The organism is Mastigocoleus testarum BC008 (assembly GCF_001456025.1).
Taxonomy (GTDB): domain Bacteria; phylum Cyanobacteriota; class Cyanobacteriia; order Cyanobacteriales; family Nostocaceae; genus Mastigocoleus; species Mastigocoleus testarum.
The window spans coordinates 35,824-53,936 of the sequence record NZ_LMTZ01000110.1 but is presented as its reverse complement, the minus strand read 5'-3'; the positions used below and the strand labels follow the sequence as shown (position 1 = coordinate 53,936).

The following is an 18,113-nucleotide window of genomic DNA, read 5'->3' as shown; positions in this document are numbered from 1 at the left end:
TGCACCTCTAAGTAAAAACCCATGTAAATTCAAAATAAGCGCGATAAAGCTACCTAATTTTTAGTATCTTTTATCGTTAAATCAAGGCTTTCAGATTTTTACTGAGTAATACAATTGCATCAATTTTTGTTGGTGCAAGATGCGAGTTAATGAAGTTAAAAGTAAATAAACCCCCTTGAGGGGGCTGATGGTGAGAGTAAAAATACCAATTATTGGTAATAATAAAACTTAAACAGGAGTTTTGCAGGGAGAAGTAGAAACTTGGTTATGCTTCTTAGAAGAATCACAATTAATTTCAACTTCAAATTTTCCAACTTGTTGCTTAAGCCAATTACTAAACAAATCAGTCAAAATACTTTGACGCAAAGTTTCATCCAATTTAGATTCAATAACTTCTTCCACTCTAATCAAATGCACTCCCTCAGCAGTAATAATTGGTTTGAGAATTTGGGGAGGATTCGCAGCAAGAACAGCAGCGGAAATTTTTGGTTTTAAATCTTTGCGGTATATTACTCCTTTATATCCTCCTTTTCGGCGTAATTCTGTATCGGTAATATATTGGTAAGCTGCTTCAAAAAAACTAATTTCCTCTTCACTCAAAGCATAAAATAATTCCCTAGCTATATCTACATCATCTAAAACGATTTCGTACATTGCAACTCGAGCATAATCTTGTTGAAATTCCAGAAAATAAGGCTCAACTTGATGAGCAAAAAGATGTTGAGCTAACTTAGAAGAAAGAATATTAGCAGAAATTAATTCTTCAAATTCATCCAAAGATATATGATGTCTGTGTAGCCATGACCAGGTATCATCAACGCTATGGAGTTGATTCATTAATCGCCAAGTATCTGCTGCTTCCTGAAGTTCATTTGGCTCGATTTTTATATCAGCTTCTTTGGCTGTACGAGTAACAATTTCGCGATGCAAAAACCTTTCAACTGTGGCTGGTATTTGACAGGAAATTCGCACTTGGTTAAAAAGGTCTTGTGGGGAAAGAGTTAAAATTTCTGACACGATCGGTCTCCTTGTTATGAATTTTGGGAATAGAGAACAGGGAACAGGTAATAGGAAAAAGAGAATAAATAATTTCAAATAATCTTAGATAGCTACTGCTATAAAATGTGAATTAAAAATCCGAATTAAAGTTCTAAACCATTCTCATGGAGTTTTTGAAATGGCTCGAGAACAAAATCAATTAAGCGACGCTGTCGAACTATTACCTCTGCTGTAGCGGTTTGACCTGGTCTTAAAGGAATACGTTTGTTTTGGACTTGAATATAAGTTTGTTTTAGTTCGATGTCTAAATCATATGCAGCTATTTGACCACTCTGCGTATTTGTCACTTTAGTAGTAGGAGAAATATTAATTAATTTTCCTTCAAATACACCGTAATCTTGAAATGGGTAAGCATCAAACTTCAGCTTGACTGACATTCCTTTTTCCAAAGAACCACTTTCTGTGGTGTTCATTTGAGCTTTAAGAATTAGGGGCGATCGTTTCGGAGCAACCTCCGCGATCGCATCTCCTGGATTTACAACTGCTCCAGGTTTGGGAATTGATAATTGAAAAATTGAACCACTAGCTGGTGCTTTAACTATCCTTTGTTCTAACTGATAATTTAAAGCATCTATTTGGTTATAATTTTCTTTGATTTGAGATTCAAGGGTTTCTATTTTTGTTTCTGATTCTTCTAGCTGTTCTTGGCTTCGGATTAAAGTTATTTTGTGGGAAGCAAGTAAACTCTGATAGTTTTCTTCTTGTTCTTCTAGACGAAGTTTAGCTTGTGCAATATTGGAATTAGCTTGCTGGAGTAATCCTTTTCTTTCCTGAGCTAGGTCTTCTTTATCAACTACTTGAATTTCGGCTACTATTCCTTCTTCTTTGGCTTTACTGAAACGCTGTACTTCTTTAATTGCCTCATTATATCTGGTCTGAGCTAAGTTTTTGGCTGTTTGACTATACTCCAGACTTTGTCGAGCTTCATCTATTTGGATTTGTTTTTCTAGCTGTTGAGCTTTGTTTTGTTCTTTCTGACTGTTAACTGCTAGAACTAGTTGATTTTCCAAAACTTTTAACTGAGTTAATTCTTTCTTTTGACCTTCTAGTCTTATTTCAATTTGCTTTAGTTCGCTCTTGACTGGTTCGGATTCAAGTTCTAATAAGGGTTGTTGTTTTTGTACTAATTGACCTTCTTTGACAAAAACTTCGGCGATGGTTCCTGAAACTGGTGAATCCACTGTAAAAACTTTACCTTGAGGTTCTAATCTCCCCCTAGCATTCCCTGTCTCATCAACTTGAGAAAACATCGCCCAAGGTAAAACAACTCCGATAAAAACCATGAGAAAATAAAGTAATCCTCGCGTCCAAACTCGAGGTAAGGTATCAATTATTTCTCGAGTTAGAGAAGACCAGTCATTATTAGAATGTTGAGAAATAGAAGATTTAGCACTAGAAGATTTAGAATTAGAAGATTTAGAATTAGAAGACTTAGATAATTTAGCTTCTGTTAAAGATGAATTATTCCCAGTACTAGAATTATTGGAATAGTTATGTTTAATATCAGCCATTTTTTCCCCTTCAAGCTAGAATTTAGTCCGTTTACTTCAGCAGTAGATCAAAGAACGAAATCACAAAAACAAATAAACGCAAACAAATAAATACAAGTTAAATAATTGCTAACTAACAACGGCGAGTTGTTTCTGATTGAGGTAAAAGTATTGACCTCGTTTTTCCATTAGCTGTTCGTGGGTACCGCTTTCAACCAAAACACCTTTGTTTAAGACCAAAATTAAATCTGCGTTTCTGATTGTGGAAAGGCGATGAGCAATTACCAATGTTGTTCGATCTTTGAGAATTGTATTGAGATTATTTTGAATAATTCTTTCTGACTCAGTATCCAGGTGAGAAGTCGCTTCATCAAGGATTAGCAACCGGGGATTTCCTAGAAGAGCGCGGGCGATCGCTAATCGTTGTTTTTGTCCTCCAGATAGCATTCCACCCCCTTCACCAATCTGGGTTTCGTAACCCATCGGTAATTCTTTGATAAATTCATGGGCTCCTGCTTGGTTTGCTGCTTCTATTACTTCTTCTAAGCTTGCTTCTGGAAAAGCAATACTAATATTTTCACGAATCGTACCACCAAAAAGGAAGGTATCTTGATCTACCACACCAACTTGCTGTCTCAAGGAGGCTAAGGAAATACTACTCATGTCATAACCGTCAATTAAAATATTTCCTTCGGTGGGAAGATAGAAGCCTAAACAGAGCTTAGAAAGAGTTGTTTTTCCCGAACCACTACGCCCGACTAAAGCTATTGTCTGTCCTGGTTTTGCTTCAAAGGAAATGTTTTCTAGATTGTTAATTTCGCTGTCTGGATTGTAGCGGAAAGTAACTTGTTCGAAGCGAATGTGACCTTCTAGAGGTGGGAGAGACTGATGAATTTCCTCTTGCAGATCTTCTTCCGGTTTACTATCAATAATATCGTTAATGCGCTCGATCGCGATCGTGATTTCCTGCAATTCATTCCACACAAAGGTCAGTCTTTGAAATGGACTAATAACATTACCCATTAACATATTAAAAGCGACTAATTGCCCAATGCTTAGTTCACCTTGGATTACTTGCCAAACTCCAAACCATAATAATAATGTAGTAACTAGGGTCTGAATCGTAGAGCTAAATATAGATAGGGTATTACCAATTATTTGTCCTGAAAAAGATTTTTTTATGGACTTAGCAAATAGTTCTTCCCAATGCCAACGTACAGTTTGTTCTACTGCTAATGATTTAATTGTGCGAATACCAGTTAAAGATTGAATCAGATATTTGGTCTGTTCGTTAGAAGCAGCGAATATTTCCTGGGAAATTTTTCGTAGAAAGGGTGTGGCAACTAGTGCTAGTAAGATAAATGGGGGTACGATTACCAAGACTAACAGTGCTAATTTCCAGCTATACCAGAACATTAACCCGGTATAAACAAACATGGTCAACATATCCAACAAAATGGATAGGGTTTCCCCAGTTAAAAATTGCTGGATTTTATGGTTTTCCTGGACGCGGGAAATAATATCGCCAACATAGCGAGATTCAAAAAATTCTAGGGGTAAACGTAAAGTATGATTAATAAATCCGACAATTAGGGCAATATCAATTCGATTCGCCACATGATCTAAAAGATACTGTCGCAATCCCGTCATGGCGATTTTAAAGAAGCCAAAGAGAAGCAATCCCAATCCTATGGCGTTTAATGTCAAGGTACTGCGTTGTACCACCACTCGATCTAGGAGTAATTGGGTAAAAACTGGTGTAATTAGTCCCAAAACCTGAATAAAGACAGAAGCCAAAAATATTTCCAACAATACTAGTCGGTGAGGCTTAACTAACTCGATAAATTGCCAAAAAGGAAGATTGCTTTGTTCAGCTTCTTTTAATAATGCTGTAGGTTGAAGTAATAAGGTATAACCAGTCCAACCAGTTTCAAATTCTGCGCGAGTCAGATTGCGCTGACCGATCGCGGGATCGCCGACAATTACATGAGTACGAGTCACTTCGTAAACAACGATATAGTGTTTACCTTCCCAATGGGCGATGGCTGGTAAACTTTGTTGCTCTAATTGCAGAAGGTTAGTTTTAACTGGTCGGGTTGTAAAACCAATACTTTCTGCTGCAAGAACTAAACCACGTAATGATGCACCGTTGCGGTCAGCATGGGAAATTTCTCGCAGACGATTGATGCTAAAACGTTTACCCCAATACTGACCAATCATTACTAAGGAGGCTGCACCACAGTCTGAACTACTTTGCTGTTGAAAGAAGGGATAGCGTCGGGTAATACGCTGTAATAGGTGACCTACTTGTAATTTGGGACTGGGAAAATATGCTTGGCTAATTTTTTTACCTGGTTGTCCCCTTACTATTTCTTGCTGATTTTTTTTCGAACTTTTAACTTTAGGACTTTGAATCTTAGGTGTCTGAATTTTTGGTATTTGAGGCTTGGCTCTTTGGAGGTTAGATTTTTGAGGTCCAGATCTTTCAGGCTTATACCTTCGAATATGAGATGTTGTAATCTGGGATCGGGGATTAAGGTTTTTTCTATAATTTGCTATATCTGCACTACCCTGCAATTGGATTTGAGATCCTTCGGTATTAGAAGAAATTACTTGAGCTAGCTGGGGTAGGTAATTGAGTACTATCTCCCATTGTTCTGGGTTGAGACTATATATTTCCGTAGGTTGAGTAACTTCCCAATAGCCATTCTGTTGAATGGGAGCATCAATACTACCTTGATTTAGAATATTTCCGGAAGTATGTGTTAGTTCCCCCCGTCGAATCAACCATAGCTTTTGATTGTTAAGACCTTCTGGAAGCTTACCCTGAGGTAGTTCATGTTTTTCTAGGAGAGATAATACTTCTACTAATCCAGGGTGTTTATGTAGGGGAGCAAGTTGAGGACATAGTAACAAAAAATCTCTGATTACCGCTTGGTGATAAAGATGTTCGTTTATTTCATGATACTTTTCATTGAGATTTTGTAATAATTTACTCGAAAGATAAGCGAGTTTAAGATTAAGAGAAGCTCTGGCTGAATAAGACTGAAATGATACTTCAGAAAACAAAGTATTTTCACCAAAGGAATCTCCCTCATCCAAAGTGAAAAGCAACTCCTGACAATCGTCTACCAACCTTACCTTGCCATTAAGTATTATATATATACCTGCTTGGGCTTCAGTACTTTGCCAAAACTGTTTTCCCGGAAGTGGTTGTTGGATTTCGATTTTTTTCAGACAGCGATCGAAATCAGAGTCAGTAAGCAGTGAACCAAGTGTATGAGCTAGCTGTTGTCCATCAACAGACATAATAAGTGAATTTTGAACCATAAGACCTTTAACCGTAAAATCTTGAACTATAGTTAAAATCTCAACCTTGAACTACAATTAGAACTTCAACCGAAAAAATTTAATTGCCACATTTGATTGGATCCAGATGCGCAAATAGATGGTAGTTCTTGTAATAAGAGACTTGAGTTATCTTTGCTGTTATCAGTTGTCAAACCCTTAACAGATTTAGAACGAGTAGAAAGTCCCATTTGTTTGAGCAGACGATTAACATGACGAGCAGTAACTTCAATTCCTAGCTCCTTGTTTAAATGCTTGCTCAACCACTGTCCCGTCCAACGCTCAAATGAATAACCATAATCGCGAGGACTGTTGCTTACCAATTCTTTTAATCGCTCCAGGTATTCCTCACTCGTAACTTTAGGACGACCGACCGGACAATCATCCCAATTGTGTGCTTGACCTGAACGCGCTTGTGCGATCCAATATCGAGTAGTTTCCTGAGTACACCCTAAAGTTTTGCTAATTTGGGCTTTGGTATAACCCATATCTGCAAGCAACATAATTTGAATACGACAACGATATTTCGGATGTAGATTGGTTTGTAAGTTTTTCTCGAGCAGTTTTCGTTGAAAAGGGGTTAAGTATTTGCTAATATTTTTTGTGTTTTCCACCGTAATTCCTCCCGATCAAAATTTATTTACTAGTTTGATTTCATGACAAAATTTCTTACCCAAAGAAGTAAGTCAAAATATGATTTACTAAATCTCACAGAGCTATGAATTTTCAAAAGACTCTAACTGAGATGAAATCGTTTGCAAACCGGATAAATCATGATACAAACAAATTTAGAAAATAAACCTATATAATTGATCTACTCGGGTTGCAATAATAAATATTTTTAAGTCTTCTTTAGGACTTTATTTAAAATTGAAAATTTACAGTAGCTTTTGACTCTAATTTATTTTGACTATTATTTATTAATAAGTGTTTAGACAAAATTAATTGTATTTTCTGTCCTGTTAAATTTATTTTCGCTAAAAGTATAATAATCCCGTTACTATCGAATGGTTGTCTCAAACCATCCAGATGGATCTTTATGGGATATCATCCACTAGGCTAATTAATACTGAATTAATATATGTATTAGCAAAGCGCGATCGCTTTATATATAGGACTTACGCAAAATTAACGTAATTACGTCATTACGTGTGACTAACGTCACGCTGTGCTAACAGCTACGCTGCGGGCTAGCGTTAGCGACGTAATCTCCTGAGACGCTGGGATTGCTATCTCCTAAACGGAGACGCTACGCTAACCCTACACTGTGTTCCGGTCGCAATGACAAATCTATGTCCGTAGGACACGCTGTGCTAACGTTGCGTAAGTCCTGATATAAAATGTTTGTAGAGACATAGCAATGCTATATCTCTATACTTGGTTTCATATTTATTTCTTTTGATCTAAATTTTGCGTTAGTTAAATCGACTGATTTTGTGCTCAAAGGATATATATTTTCTTTCTTTCAAGTACATTAGCCAGCAAAATTATACGGAAAAGATGAATAGTGAAGATCGATAAGCAACTTTCCATCTTTATTCTTTTTATACCCAAAAGTAAAATCTACTTTTATTTCTTGACCATTACGAACATCAGTAAAGTAATAATCCCCCATTGCTAAAGCATAATCATAATGAACAACTACCCCTGCGTTTTCGAATCGAACTTTACTCCAAGGTTGAAGTGCAAATCCATGGTCTTCAGGGACAATACCTTGGACAAAATACGATATTGCTTCTTCCTTTGTTAAACGAAACTCTTCTTTAGCAGCTTTTGTTGGTTTAAATAAAACAGTACCTTCGTCATAACCATACAGCGTCTCAATAATCTCTGCAGCTAAAACTCTGTAGTCTTCTCCATTTATATATGCTTTACTGATCGCAACAATTCCATCACCCCAAGCTTTTTGGGCGTTAATCACATCTTCTCGAGAAATATCACCAGTTTGAATTTCAGTTTGTTCTGATACGAGTATTTTAGATGAATTAGTAGTTAATACTGAACCTAATATTGCCATTACTCCTTGTGGTGTAAGTTTTGTGTTTTGATGACTACTCATTTTTCTATTGACTCTTAAAGTAATAAAGGTAATAAAAGTTTTTCATTACCTGTTGACTTTAGTTTCGTCTGAAACATGCTGCTTTTATCACTACCAGCTAGATATTTCAACCCGGTCAACCGGATACTTATTGGGTATCATCCACCCGGTTGTGGAAAGTATGGGAGGTGTGGGAAGTTTAGGAGATGTGGGAAAAAATGCTAATAACTATAAATTTTTTTCCGAGCTAAAAACTTTACCCGATCTAAAACCAGGACTTTGGCCGCGTTTACGGTAAAATATGACCGTTGGGAACTATAATACATGGCGGACTGTGATTGAGCGTTATACCCTGCCCGAAATGGGGCACTTATGGACTGATAGCTACAAGTTTACAACTTGGTTGAAAGTGGAAATTGCTGTTTGTGAGGCACAAGCCGAACTTGGTTATATTCCCCAGGAAGCTGTTAAAGAAATAAAAGCAAAGGCAGATTTTGACCCCGAGCGGGTATTAGAAATTGAAGCTGAAGTCCGCCATGATGTCATAGCATTCTTAACCAATGTAAATGAATATGTAGGCGATGCGGGGCGTTACATTCATTTGGGAATGACTAGCTCTGATGTGCTTGATACTGCACTGGGATTACAAATGGTCGCTAGTCTAGACTTAATTATCCAAAGACTGGAAGATTTAATAGTTGCAATTCGCCGCAAAGCAACAGAACATCGTTACACAATAATGATTGGGCGTTCCCACGGAATTCACGCCGAACCAATTACTTTTGGTTTTAAGCTAGCGGGATGGTTAGCGGAAGCTTTGCGCCATCAAGAACGTCTGCAAACATTACGTAAAACAATTGCTGTAGGTAAAATTTCTGGTGCGGTGGGTACCTACGCAAACATTGAACCACGGGTAGAAGCCATTGCTTGCGAACTACTTGGCTTAACTCCTGATACTGCATCGACACAGGTCATTTCCCGCGATCGCCATGCTGATTTTATCCAACAATTAGCTTTAATTGCTGCTTCAATCGAAAGATTTGCAGTGGAAATTCGTAATTTACAAAAAACCGACGTTTTGGAAGTTGAAGAATATTTTTCTAAGGGACAAAAGGGTTCTTCAGCAATGCCCCATAAGCGTAACCCAATTCGTTCCGAAAGACTAACGGGAATGGCAAGAATTATTAGAAGCCATGCAGTAGCAGCAGTTGAAAATGTGGCATTATGGCACGAGCGAGATATTTCCCACAGTTCCGTTGAGAGGGTGATTTTGCCGGATGCTTGCATTTTGACCCATTTCATGTTGGTGGAAATGACTAAATTGATGGAAAATTTGTTAGTCTATCCAGACAACATGGCACGGAATATGAACTGTTACGGCGGTGTAGTTTTCAGTCAACGAGTAATGTTGAGCTTAGTGGAAAAAGGAATTAGCCGCGAAGAAGCATATAAAATAGTCCAAGAAAATGCTCATGCAGCTTGGAATCAACCACAAGGTAATTTCCGCGACTTGGTCAACCGCGATACTCGCATTACCGATAAATTATCTGTTGCAGAGATTGAAGCTTGTTTCGATCCGCAACATCATTTGCAACATTTAGATCGAGTTTACGAAAGATTAGGCATATAAAAAGTCAAAAGTCATTAGCATAGCGTGTCCGTAGGACATAAGTAAAAAGTCAAAAATAAGAAATTAACTCAAGTTGTTAATGAAATTGTAGGGTTTGTTATGGCTTGTAAAGAATCTGGTAATTCGAGCAAATAAAAATTAGCCATAACGCGCTGCAGGATTATAAAGTTTGTACTGGACAAAGGACTACTTCCTAACACAGTTACGTATGTATTTTATATAGTGGTGCGTTACAGCGCAGCGATAAAGGTGACCTAAAAAAGATATTCTTTTGCGCGCCTAACACACCCTACTTGCGACTCCTTACTCCTTCTCCTTACTCATTACTTAATAATGCGTCCCTGTTTTCCGATAATGCACAGCTGTAACACCATCATTATTCAGAACTTGACCGTTATCTACAGTTGCATATACTAACCAATGGTCGCCAACTTCCATCCGGTCTTTGACAGAACATTCAATATATGCCAAAGAATCCTTTAGATAGGGAATACCATTTTCCGCTTCTTCGGTTGCAACATCTGCAAAACGGTCTTGTCCGGGAGAAAAGGGTTTAAGAAAATGTTTCATTAACCCAAGATGATTACCTTCTTGCAAAACATTAAGGACAAAGGAATTTCCAGAATGCATCAAAGTTTCTACGGCGCGGTCTTTTGCAACAGCAACGGTCAAACCAGGGGGAGTAAAGCTAGCTTGGGAAACCCAAGATGCTAACATCGCACCGGACATTTCTCCTTGCTTCGCGGTAACGACACACAGAGAACCAATAACTCGCCCTACTGCTTGTTCGACGTTACTTGCAGGTTGAATTTTTGCCCGAACTTTCTTGACTTTTTTCAAAGCTTGGGCGAAGTCAGTTCCTGCTTCTTCACAGGTTTGCAGGGTATGGTCATTAGGTTTAAATTTAACTCTAATTGCATCAAACCCAAATTTATAACCCGCATCTTTAAGTTTGCTTTCAATGATATCTACTGCTTCACCGCTCCAACCAAAGGAACCGAATACCCCAGCTAGTTTATTTTTTGTTGCAGTGGATAAAACAATACCCAAAGCTGTTTGCACTGGTGTTGGTGCGTGACCCCCCAGAGTTGGAGAACCAATTACAAAACCTGCAGATTTTTCGATCGCAGTGCGAATTTCTTCTGGATCGGCAAATTCACAATTAATTGATTCTACACTAACACCGGATTTTGTAATTCCACGGGCGATCGCTTGGGCTATAGTAGCAGTATTACCGTAAGCTGAAGCGTAAATTAGAACAACGCTGGTATCCTGTGCTGTCTGTTGTTTACTCCACTGACGATAAGATTTAGTAAGTTCGATTAAACCGTAACGTACTAAAGGACCATGTCCCGGAGCGTAAAGTCGAGCCGGAAATTCAGATAACTTATCCAGTGCTTTTTCTACTTGACGGGCGTGGGGTGCCATTAAACAATCAAAATAATAGCGCCGGTCTTCTTGAAATGCTTGCCAACCTTCGTCAAATACTTGGTCACCGCATATATGTGCGCCGAATAATTTATCAGAGAACAGAATCTCTGTTCGGGAATCATAGGTGCAAAGTTCGTCAGGATAGCGAGGATTTGGGGTCGGAATGAAGCTCAATTGATGACCTTGACCCAAATCGAGGATTTCATCTCCTCGCATTACCTTAAGCGGTAAATCTTTTGTTTCAGAAGAATCTTCAGTTGCAAAAGCTTTGCGCAAACTTATTGCACCGGGGTTAGAGCAAATAAAAGTTATTTGGGGTGAAATTTCCCACAAGGCTTTTAAAGTTACCGCCCGATTGGGATTTACGTGACCGATAATTACATAGTCAATTTTTGTAATATCAATTCTCGACTTTAGTCCATCTAGAAAAATTTCTGTAAAAGTTTCTCCCGGAGGGTCGATTAAAGCAACTTTATCACTCTCTATTAAATATGTATTAGCAGTAGTTCCCTTAGCAAGGGCATATTCAATTTCAAATCTTAACCTTGCCCAGCTGCGCGATCGCAATACTCTGGTATTAGTACCAACTGGGAAAACTTGAACGTCACGAGGCTTCATATCAGTTATCAGTTATCAGTTATCAGTTGTCAGTTGTCAGTTGTCAGTTGTCAGTTATCAGGTATCAGTTATCAGTTTATGGCTAACGCCACGCCCTTACGGGCTACAGTTAATGCGCTGTCGCGCACGCAATACCTACGGTACGCTTCCGCTAGGTGCTAACAGTTTATGGCTAACGCCACACCCTTACGGGCTACAGTTATCAATTACCTGTTTCCTGTTAACTGTTTCCTGTTAACTGTTAACTGATAACTGTTAACTGATAACTGATTTAGTAATGATTTCCTACTTTGCGATGGTGAACTGCTGTTAAAGCATCAGGTTTGGCGACTCTTCCATTGGAAATAGTGCTAAATATCACCCAGTGGTCGCCACAATCCATTCTACAGGCTACTTCGCATTCCATATATGCTAATGCATCAGCAAGAATTGGCGAACCATTCCCAGCAGTTTGAGTTCTGACACCTTCGAAACGGTCAGCACCAGGTAAGAAACGCTTGAGGAAATGTTTCATTAAACCTTGGTAATTACCTTCTTCTAAAACGTTGAGGATAAATGTATCGCCAACCTGCATGAGGGATTCAATCGCCCTATCTTTCGCAACAGCAATGGAAACTCCTAAGGGTTTGAAACTGGCTTGATTTACCCAGGATGCTAACATGGCACTTTTAACATCGCCTTTCTTCGCGGTAATAATATACAATCCACCACTGAGTCTTCCCAAAGCTTTGTCAAGGTCAGCATCTAAAGATTTCATTTTTTTGATGCTTTTCTTGATGGTTACTAACTGTGCTAGGTCAGTACCTGATTCCTCACAGAGTTTATCAGTGTTTTCAGTGGGCGTTTCTTTAATTTGGATCGGTTGGAAAGCTGTTTTTAGACCCAAATCTCGGAACTTGTTCAGTATGGGATAAACAGGTTCATCGTCACCACCACCGGTTTCAAATACACCTACGGCTTGTTTTTCTTTCGCAGAACCTAAAATTGTACTTAGAGCAGCTTGAATGTTAGAAGAACCAGAAGCTGGAGTCATTCCCAGGACAATTCCAGCACAACGTCCGACTAATTCTCTTAACTCTTGTAAATCAACTTCGCCACCCAAGTCTATCATTTCCACTGCTACACCAGTTTTAGTAATACCTGTAGCAATACCTGCTGCTAATCGATCACTGTAACCGTATTCAGAAACAAAAAATATCCCAACTGTGGTTTCTGCTTTGGTTTTATTTTGACTCCAATTCCGGTAGCGTTCCACTAGCTCATCAACATTGTGCCATAAAAGTGGACCGTGACCTGTGGCGATCGCGCCAATGGTTTCCAACTGTCCCATCCGCTTTAAAGCAGACATTACGGATCGGGAGTTAGGAGCCATCAAGCACTCATAATAAAACTTATAATCTGGTGATATTGCTTCTAAATCCTCGTCATAAGTTGCATCAGAGCAATAATGCATCCCAAAAGCATCGCAAGTGTAGAGAATTTGGGTTTTATGGTCGTAACTAAAGATTGTATCTGGCCAATGCAAGTTTGGCGCAATCACAAATTCGATTTCGTGTCCATTTCCTAAATCGATGCGATCGCTATTTTTAACGATTTGTTTTTTAAATGGCTGATGTACGAGATTTTCTAAAAATTGAATTGCAACTTTTGAACCGACAACGGTAATATCCGGCGCAAGTTGTAAAACATCTTTAACTAAACCACTGTGATCGGGTTCCGTGTGGCTGATAATTAAATAATCAATATCTTTAGGATCTATTAGTCCTTTAAGGGTATCGAGATAAAGCTGACGAAATTTCTCGTGAGAGGTATCTACTAAAGCTATCTTTTCACCACGAATGAGAAACGAGTTATATGTAGTACCATTTTGCAAGCCAAACTCGATATCAAAACGGTCTCTATCCCAGTCCAGAGAACGAATTGTCGTAGTGTCATTAGCAATATCGGTAGTTTGTATAGTAAGTCTTTTTTCGCTTTTGTCTGTGAGTACTACCATAACTCGTCTCCTATTAAATAAGTATTTATTCCTCCAATCTTATTCTGGCACGAGTTATTTGTAACGTTTGATTAAATTTTCTATGGATCGGTTAAGAAAGTTAAAACAAAGAGTTATGGGGATTGGGGATTGGGGACTGGGTAATGGTGATGGTTAATGTATATTAGTCGCTTGTACATTCTCCAATTTTCGTTAGTATATAGTCGTGTTTCTAAATGCATAGTATTTGTTCTTATTTTGCAAAAAAAAAGACCGATTGGTCTGTAAATTGCTGTGATTTTTCACATTAATTAGAGGGAGAAAAGTAATGAGTGATTTTTGTGGTCAGGTTGCTCTGGTAACGGGAGCATCGCGAGGTGTTGGTGCAAGCATTGCTCGAATGTTAGCTTCTGCTGGGGCTGATGTGGTAATCAACTACCGTAGCAAAAGTCATCGGGCGTTTGAAGTCGCTGATGCTGTTCGTACAAATGGTCGTAAAGCTCTGCTTGCTCAGGCTGATATTACTGACGAGAGTGAAATGAACCAGATGATGAAGTTAGTAGAGAAGGAATTTGGTCGTCTAAATCTACTTTTCCTCAACGCAAGTGGTGGAATGGAGAAGAATAAGCCTGATGATTATGCAATGCAAATTAATCTTACCGCCCAGTCTCGTGCTGTTGACTTATTCTTACCCCTCATACCAGTAGGTGGACGCATTGTTTTTATTACCAGTCACCTTGCTCATTTTTATGGTCAAAAGCCTGGTTACCCAATGTATGAACCAGTAGCAAAAAGCAAAAAAGCTGGTGAAGAAGCTCTGCGTAATCGCATTCCAGAATTAACAACCAAAGGAATTAAACTAGTTGTAGTTAGTGGTGACTTCATTGAAGGTACTATTACTCCTAAGTTAATGCAGCGCAAACACCCGGATTTACTCGAAAATCGCCGCAAAAGTGCAGGTTCTTTACCCAATATTGAAGATTTTGCTCGTGCTATTGTTAATGCGGCAATGGATAGCAACTTAGAAAGTGGAGCAACTGTTTTTGTAGGAAATACTGAGTGGGAAACTGTTTGAGAAACTATTTATTGGTCATCCTTGTTAGATCTTACTCTTTTGTTTGATTAGACCAAAACTACCAGTAAGTTTGCGAAAACGCCACATAAAAACTCCAGATGCAACGGTCACACCAATCGATTGTCCAATCCACAAACCTACACCACCCAAACCGAACTGAAATCCTAATAAATAGCCGGTGGTTAACCCAATTCCCCAAAATACTGCAATATTTAGCAACATTGGTATGCGAGTATCCTGCAATCCGTACAACGCTCCCATAGTTGTCTTTTGTACTCCATCAAATACTTGAACGAAAGCAGCGACTGTCAGTATCGATGTGGCAATTTTGACTATATTTGCATTTTCTGGATTATTTACATCCACATATAAACCAATTATTTGTTCTGGATAGGTAAATAGCATAACTCCAGTAAACGCCATGAAAATAGCCGCCATAGAAATGCTTACATATCCCGAATGTTTTGCACTTCCGATATTTTGCTGTCCCAACCACTGACCAACTCGAGCGGTTGTAGCATAAGACATTCCCAGGGGAACCATAAAAATGATCATAATGGTTTGCAAAACTATTTGATGTGCTGCGAGTACATCAGTCCCCAACACACCCATTAAGTAAGTTACTACTACGAATAATCCAAACTCGAAAGCGATCGCAATAGCCATAGGTACGCCAATTGCTACTAATTTCCGAATCATTGGAAGTCGAACTGGAAGTTGAACTTGGGGTTTGAATCTACATAAATCTGCAAAGATGCGGTAAGTTTGCAATTGTTTGTGTCCCATAATGTAGAACACCAAAGCTAGAAACATTAACCACAGACTAACAGCACTTGATAAACCCAAACCTGCTAGTTCCATCCGAGGAAATCCAAATTTACCAAACCCCAAAATGTAATTACCAAGAATATTGATAAATGTTCCCCCAATTACTATTATCATCACTGGAGCTGCTTGAGAAATTCCAGAGAGAACACCTCGAAGCATTGCAAAGCCTAAAGCCGGGAAAAACCCCCATAATATAATGTCTAAATATTGGTTTGCTAAGGTAACGGTGGTTGGTGATTGTCCAAGTTTACCCATCAAACTATCAAAACCCCCCACCATTAACATTGTAGGAATACTAAGTATTATGGATAACACCATACCCTGTCGAGCTATTAGTCCAACTCGTTTTTTGTGACCCGCTCCAAAAGCTTCAGCCACAAGGGGACTTACACCCATAACAACTCCACTTACAATACCCAAAAACATTTGAAAGGTTAAAGCTGCTAATCCTCCTGCCGCAAGAATTTCTGCTCCTAAATGCCCCATCATGATAGAATCGGCAAAACCTGTTGCAGATTGAGCTACTTGGGCGCTGACTAAGGGAACAGCTATTTGGAGAAATCCTTTGATTTCACCACGGATTTTAGATTTGATAGGTAATGAAGTCATGATTAAGTATTGAGAATAATTGCGATTCCTTGAGGGTTGATTAACAGTTTTATTTGTATGTAACCCAGGAAAACGCAAAATTAAGCCTGGAATATTTGTTTGTATAATTAGAATTTACGAAAATATACTAAGGAAATCTCTCTAAATTTTGCTCAACTGTTAAAATCTTGCGATTGATTTTGATAGAGTAGTGCGGTCAACTAATTTTACTTTACAATTTTCAACTACTCAGCAATCACAACATGCTAGAAATCCAAAAACTTACGTCATTTAATGGAGTTTATTGAGGAGTTTGCTCGTCAAGAAAACTGCAAAGTTATTGCACTATCATCAGGTTTCGAACGAAAAAACGCTCATCGCTTTTACGAGGAGCGCATGAATTATCAGAAGCGTGCTTATGCGTTTAAAAAATCTTTGCAATAGGGTTTCAAAATTATTTTTTCCAATTTAAATAATGGCAAGCGATAAAAAATTACCAAGGTAATACTTCGCCATTAGCATGCCAGAAGGTTCCGGTGTTGTCCATATTTAACTCATCAATACGAGCTAACAATCCCTTCACTGACGTCTCAGTAGTAATTCCAGAATTGGTAAAATTAGTCATACGTGTCTTAACTAATCCTGGATGAAGGATTGCAACAGGGATACCTTTCGATTTCAAATCTTCGGATAATGATTTACCAGCCATTGACATAGCAACTTTCGACATTCGATAACCATACTGACCGCCGGAAGTATTATCATCAATAGAACCCATGCGGCTAGTCATCATAATGACTTTTGAACCCGACTTTAAGTTAGGAAGCAAAGCTTGAGTCAAACGTAACGGACCAATTGCATTAACTTCAAACTGTCTGCGAATGCTTTCAAAATCTAAGTTATCCAGACCCATTCGCTCTACAATACCAGCATTATTAATTAAAACATCAATTGGCTTGCCATCCAGTCGTTTAAGCAGGTTAGCAACTGAAGATTCATCTGTAATATCAATATCTGTTTCTACTCGTATACCTAAATTCTTTAATTCATCTGATGCTGAACGACATACAGCAATTACATCATCACCTCGTTCTTTGAGCTGATGACAGTATTCTAAGCCTATGCCTCGATTTGCTCCAGTCACTAGATAGGTTGCCATATTGATGTTTTTCCCTGACTTACAGCTTTAGAGTATCAAGTTTTGGGGCTTATTCCTTATCGTTAATAAACGTAGTCACGTGCTTGCAGATATAGTATGGTGCTCTATTGGTATGCAAAGACAAAAAAAGGATTGTAGCTTTTAGCAGAAAAGGTTTACACATTTTAAATATTTAGAGAAATCCAAAAAATAAATCTGAGTTTGTAGATTTATTAAAATTTATTCAAGTCAAAGTCATTATGAGTATATCTTTATTTAAATAAGTCATAACGACTTCGTTTTTGCGTAATACTGGTAAACGCCTTTCTTGTGACGTTATTGAGCAGCTATTTTTAGCTTGATATGTTGAATTATTTTTGCTACATCCCCATAGCTAATATTGAGGTACTAAAAATGACAAATAAAAAATGGACAATTATAAAGATTAACTATCAATTTGGCTGCTGGGGAAACAAAGATATTACAAGCATATGTTTAAACTCGTAAACCAGTAATACAAAAACGCAATAAGTCATAACATTTAAAATGATTGAACAAGCAGATGGGAACAACAAAAATATTTAGAAATGAAACTAAAGATGCAGTTGAAAAAATGCCAGAACTGCTACTTCAACTCAAAAGTATATTTTTCATTGGCTTAAATATTATTATTTTAATCAACAATCCTACACTTGTATGCGCAAAATCTAATAATCCAATCAATTGGAAACTAAAAGAAGTAACCTTAGAACAGAAAAAACTACCTAATAGAGGAACTCCTAAAACTATTGATGGAGCAGGAAGCAGGTAGCTATTCCCATGTAGTGGAGCCTGATATTACATTAAATCCGATTGGTAAAACCCACTTATAATGTAAGGAATAGTTACCTGAAAA

At 38.1% G+C, this 18,113-nt stretch carries 14 protein-coding genes; 5 read left to right on the top strand and 9 right to left on the bottom strand.

The window, feature by feature from the left end; genetic code table 11:
- Nucleotides 1-228 precede the first annotated feature (228 nt).
- The 5 genes from BC008_RS27310 to BC008_RS27290 form a co-directional block, all read right to left on the bottom strand.
- Nucleotides 229-1,017, bottom strand: coding sequence for a peptidylprolyl isomerase (locus BC008_RS27310; protein ID WP_058184048.1), 789 nt, complete (start codon nt 1,015-1,017; stop codon nt 229-231).
- A 125-nt stretch (nt 1,018-1,142) separates the two neighbouring features.
- The gene (locus tag BC008_RS27305) at nt 1,143-2,570 is read right to left on the bottom strand and encodes an HlyD family efflux transporter periplasmic adaptor subunit (RefSeq protein WP_027841884.1); all 1,428 of its coding nucleotides are present in this window, start codon (nt 2,568-2,570) and stop codon (nt 1,143-1,145) included.
- A 108-nt stretch (nt 2,571-2,678) separates the two neighbouring features.
- Nucleotides 2,679-5,879 (bottom strand): peptidase domain-containing ABC transporter, encoded by a 3,201-nt coding sequence (locus BC008_RS27300; RefSeq protein WP_036264896.1) that lies wholly within the window; start codon nt 5,877-5,879, stop codon nt 2,679-2,681.
- Nucleotides 5,880-5,944: 65 nt separating this feature from the next.
- A complete protein-coding gene (locus tag BC008_RS27295; RefSeq protein WP_235595944.1) occupies nt 5,945-6,511 on the bottom strand; it encodes a helix-turn-helix domain-containing protein in 567 nt (188 codons plus the stop codon).
- A gap of 860 nt (nt 6,512-7,371) precedes the next feature.
- Nucleotides 7,372-7,956 carry a hypothetical protein gene (locus tag BC008_RS27290; RefSeq protein ID WP_201026184.1) on the bottom strand — a complete coding sequence of 195 codons (585 nt, stop codon included), beginning with the start codon at nt 7,954-7,956 and terminating at the stop codon, nt 7,372-7,374.
- 130 nt (nt 7,957-8,086) lie between these two features.
- On the opposite strand from BC008_RS27290, the gene BC008_RS49720 reads away from it, so the two are divergent.
- Together BC008_RS49720 and purB are read left to right on the top strand one after the other, a co-directional pair.
- Nucleotides 8,087-8,233, top strand: a complete 147-nt coding sequence (locus tag BC008_RS49720) for a hypothetical protein (protein WP_161938163.1) — start codon at nt 8,087-8,089, stop codon at nt 8,231-8,233.
- 36 nt (nt 8,234-8,269) lie between these two features.
- Nucleotides 8,270-9,565: an adenylosuccinate lyase gene (gene purB, locus BC008_RS27285; protein ID WP_027841887.1), complete on the top strand. Its 1,296-nt coding sequence runs from the start codon at nt 8,270-8,272 to the stop codon at nt 9,563-9,565.
- Between the two features lie 327 nt (nt 9,566-9,892).
- On the opposite strand, the gene BC008_RS27280 is transcribed toward purB, so the two are convergent.
- Nucleotides 9,893-11,623, bottom strand: a complete 1,731-nt coding sequence (locus BC008_RS27280) for a diflavin flavoprotein (RefSeq protein ID WP_027841888.1) — start codon at nt 11,621-11,623, stop codon at nt 9,893-9,895.
- Between the two features lie 262 nt (nt 11,624-11,885).
- The gene (locus tag BC008_RS27275; RefSeq protein ID WP_027841889.1) at nt 11,886-13,610 is read right to left on the bottom strand and encodes a diflavin flavoprotein; all 1,725 of its coding nucleotides are present in this window, start codon (nt 13,608-13,610) and stop codon (nt 11,886-11,888) included.
- Between the two features lie 307 nt (nt 13,611-13,917).
- Between BC008_RS27275 and BC008_RS27270 the strand changes: the two genes are divergently transcribed.
- A complete protein-coding gene (locus BC008_RS27270; RefSeq protein WP_027841890.1) occupies nt 13,918-14,664 on the top strand; it encodes an SDR family oxidoreductase in 747 nt (248 codons plus the stop codon).
- A gap of 24 nt (nt 14,665-14,688) precedes the next feature.
- On the opposite strand, the gene BC008_RS27265 is transcribed toward BC008_RS27270, so the two are convergent.
- Nucleotides 14,689-16,101: an MATE family efflux transporter gene (locus BC008_RS27265; RefSeq protein ID WP_027841891.1), complete on the bottom strand. Its 1,413-nt coding sequence runs from the start codon at nt 16,099-16,101 to the stop codon at nt 14,689-14,691.
- Nucleotides 16,102-16,374: 273 nt separating this feature from the next.
- Between BC008_RS27265 and BC008_RS52805 the strand changes: the two genes are divergently transcribed.
- Nucleotides 16,375-16,524 (top strand): GNAT family protein, encoded by a 150-nt coding sequence (locus BC008_RS52805; RefSeq protein ID WP_407657082.1) that lies wholly within the window; start codon nt 16,375-16,377, stop codon nt 16,522-16,524.
- Between the two features lie 49 nt (nt 16,525-16,573).
- On the opposite strand, the gene BC008_RS27260 is transcribed toward BC008_RS52805, so the two are convergent.
- Nucleotides 16,574-17,239, bottom strand: coding sequence for an SDR family oxidoreductase (locus BC008_RS27260; RefSeq protein ID WP_027841892.1), 666 nt, complete (start codon nt 17,237-17,239; stop codon nt 16,574-16,576).
- Between the two features lie 541 nt (nt 17,240-17,780).
- On the opposite strand from BC008_RS27260, the gene BC008_RS27255 reads away from it, so the two are divergent.
- Nucleotides 17,781-18,029 (top strand): hypothetical protein, encoded by a 249-nt coding sequence (locus BC008_RS27255; RefSeq protein ID WP_027841893.1) that lies wholly within the window; start codon nt 17,781-17,783, stop codon nt 18,027-18,029.
- The last annotated feature ends 84 nt before the right edge of the window (nt 18,030-18,113 follow it).

Excerpts from the sequence above, each read along its gene's own strand:
- BC008_RS27305 (WP_027841884.1), bottom strand. The coding sequence starts at position 2,570 with ATGGCTGATATTAAACATAACTATTCCAATAATTCTAGTACTGGGAAT.
- BC008_RS27300 (WP_036264896.1), bottom strand. The coding sequence starts at position 5,879 with ATGGTTCAAAATTCACTTATTATGTCTGTTGATGGACAACAGCTAGCT.
- BC008_RS27290 (WP_201026184.1), bottom strand. The coding sequence starts at position 7,956 with ATGAGTAGTCATCAAAACACAAAACTTACACCACAAGGAGTAATGGCA.
- BC008_RS27275 (WP_027841889.1), bottom strand. The coding sequence starts at position 13,610 with ATGGTAGTACTCACAGACAAAAGCGAAAAAAGACTTACTATACAAACT.
- BC008_RS27270 (WP_027841890.1), top strand. The coding sequence starts at position 13,918 with ATGAGTGATTTTTGTGGTCAGGTTGCTCTGGTAACGGGAGCATCGCGA.
- BC008_RS27265 (WP_027841891.1), bottom strand. The coding sequence starts at position 16,101 with ATGACTTCATTACCTATCAAATCTAAAATCCGTGGTGAAATCAAAGGA.
- BC008_RS52805 (WP_407657082.1), top strand. The coding sequence starts at position 16,375 with ATGGAGTTTATTGAGGAGTTTGCTCGTCAAGAAAACTGCAAAGTTATT.
- BC008_RS27260 (WP_027841892.1), bottom strand. The coding sequence starts at position 17,239 with ATGGCAACCTATCTAGTGACTGGAGCAAATCGAGGCATAGGCTTAGAA.
- BC008_RS27255 (WP_027841893.1), top strand. The coding sequence starts at position 17,781 with ATGGGAACAACAAAAATATTTAGAAATGAAACTAAAGATGCAGTTGAA.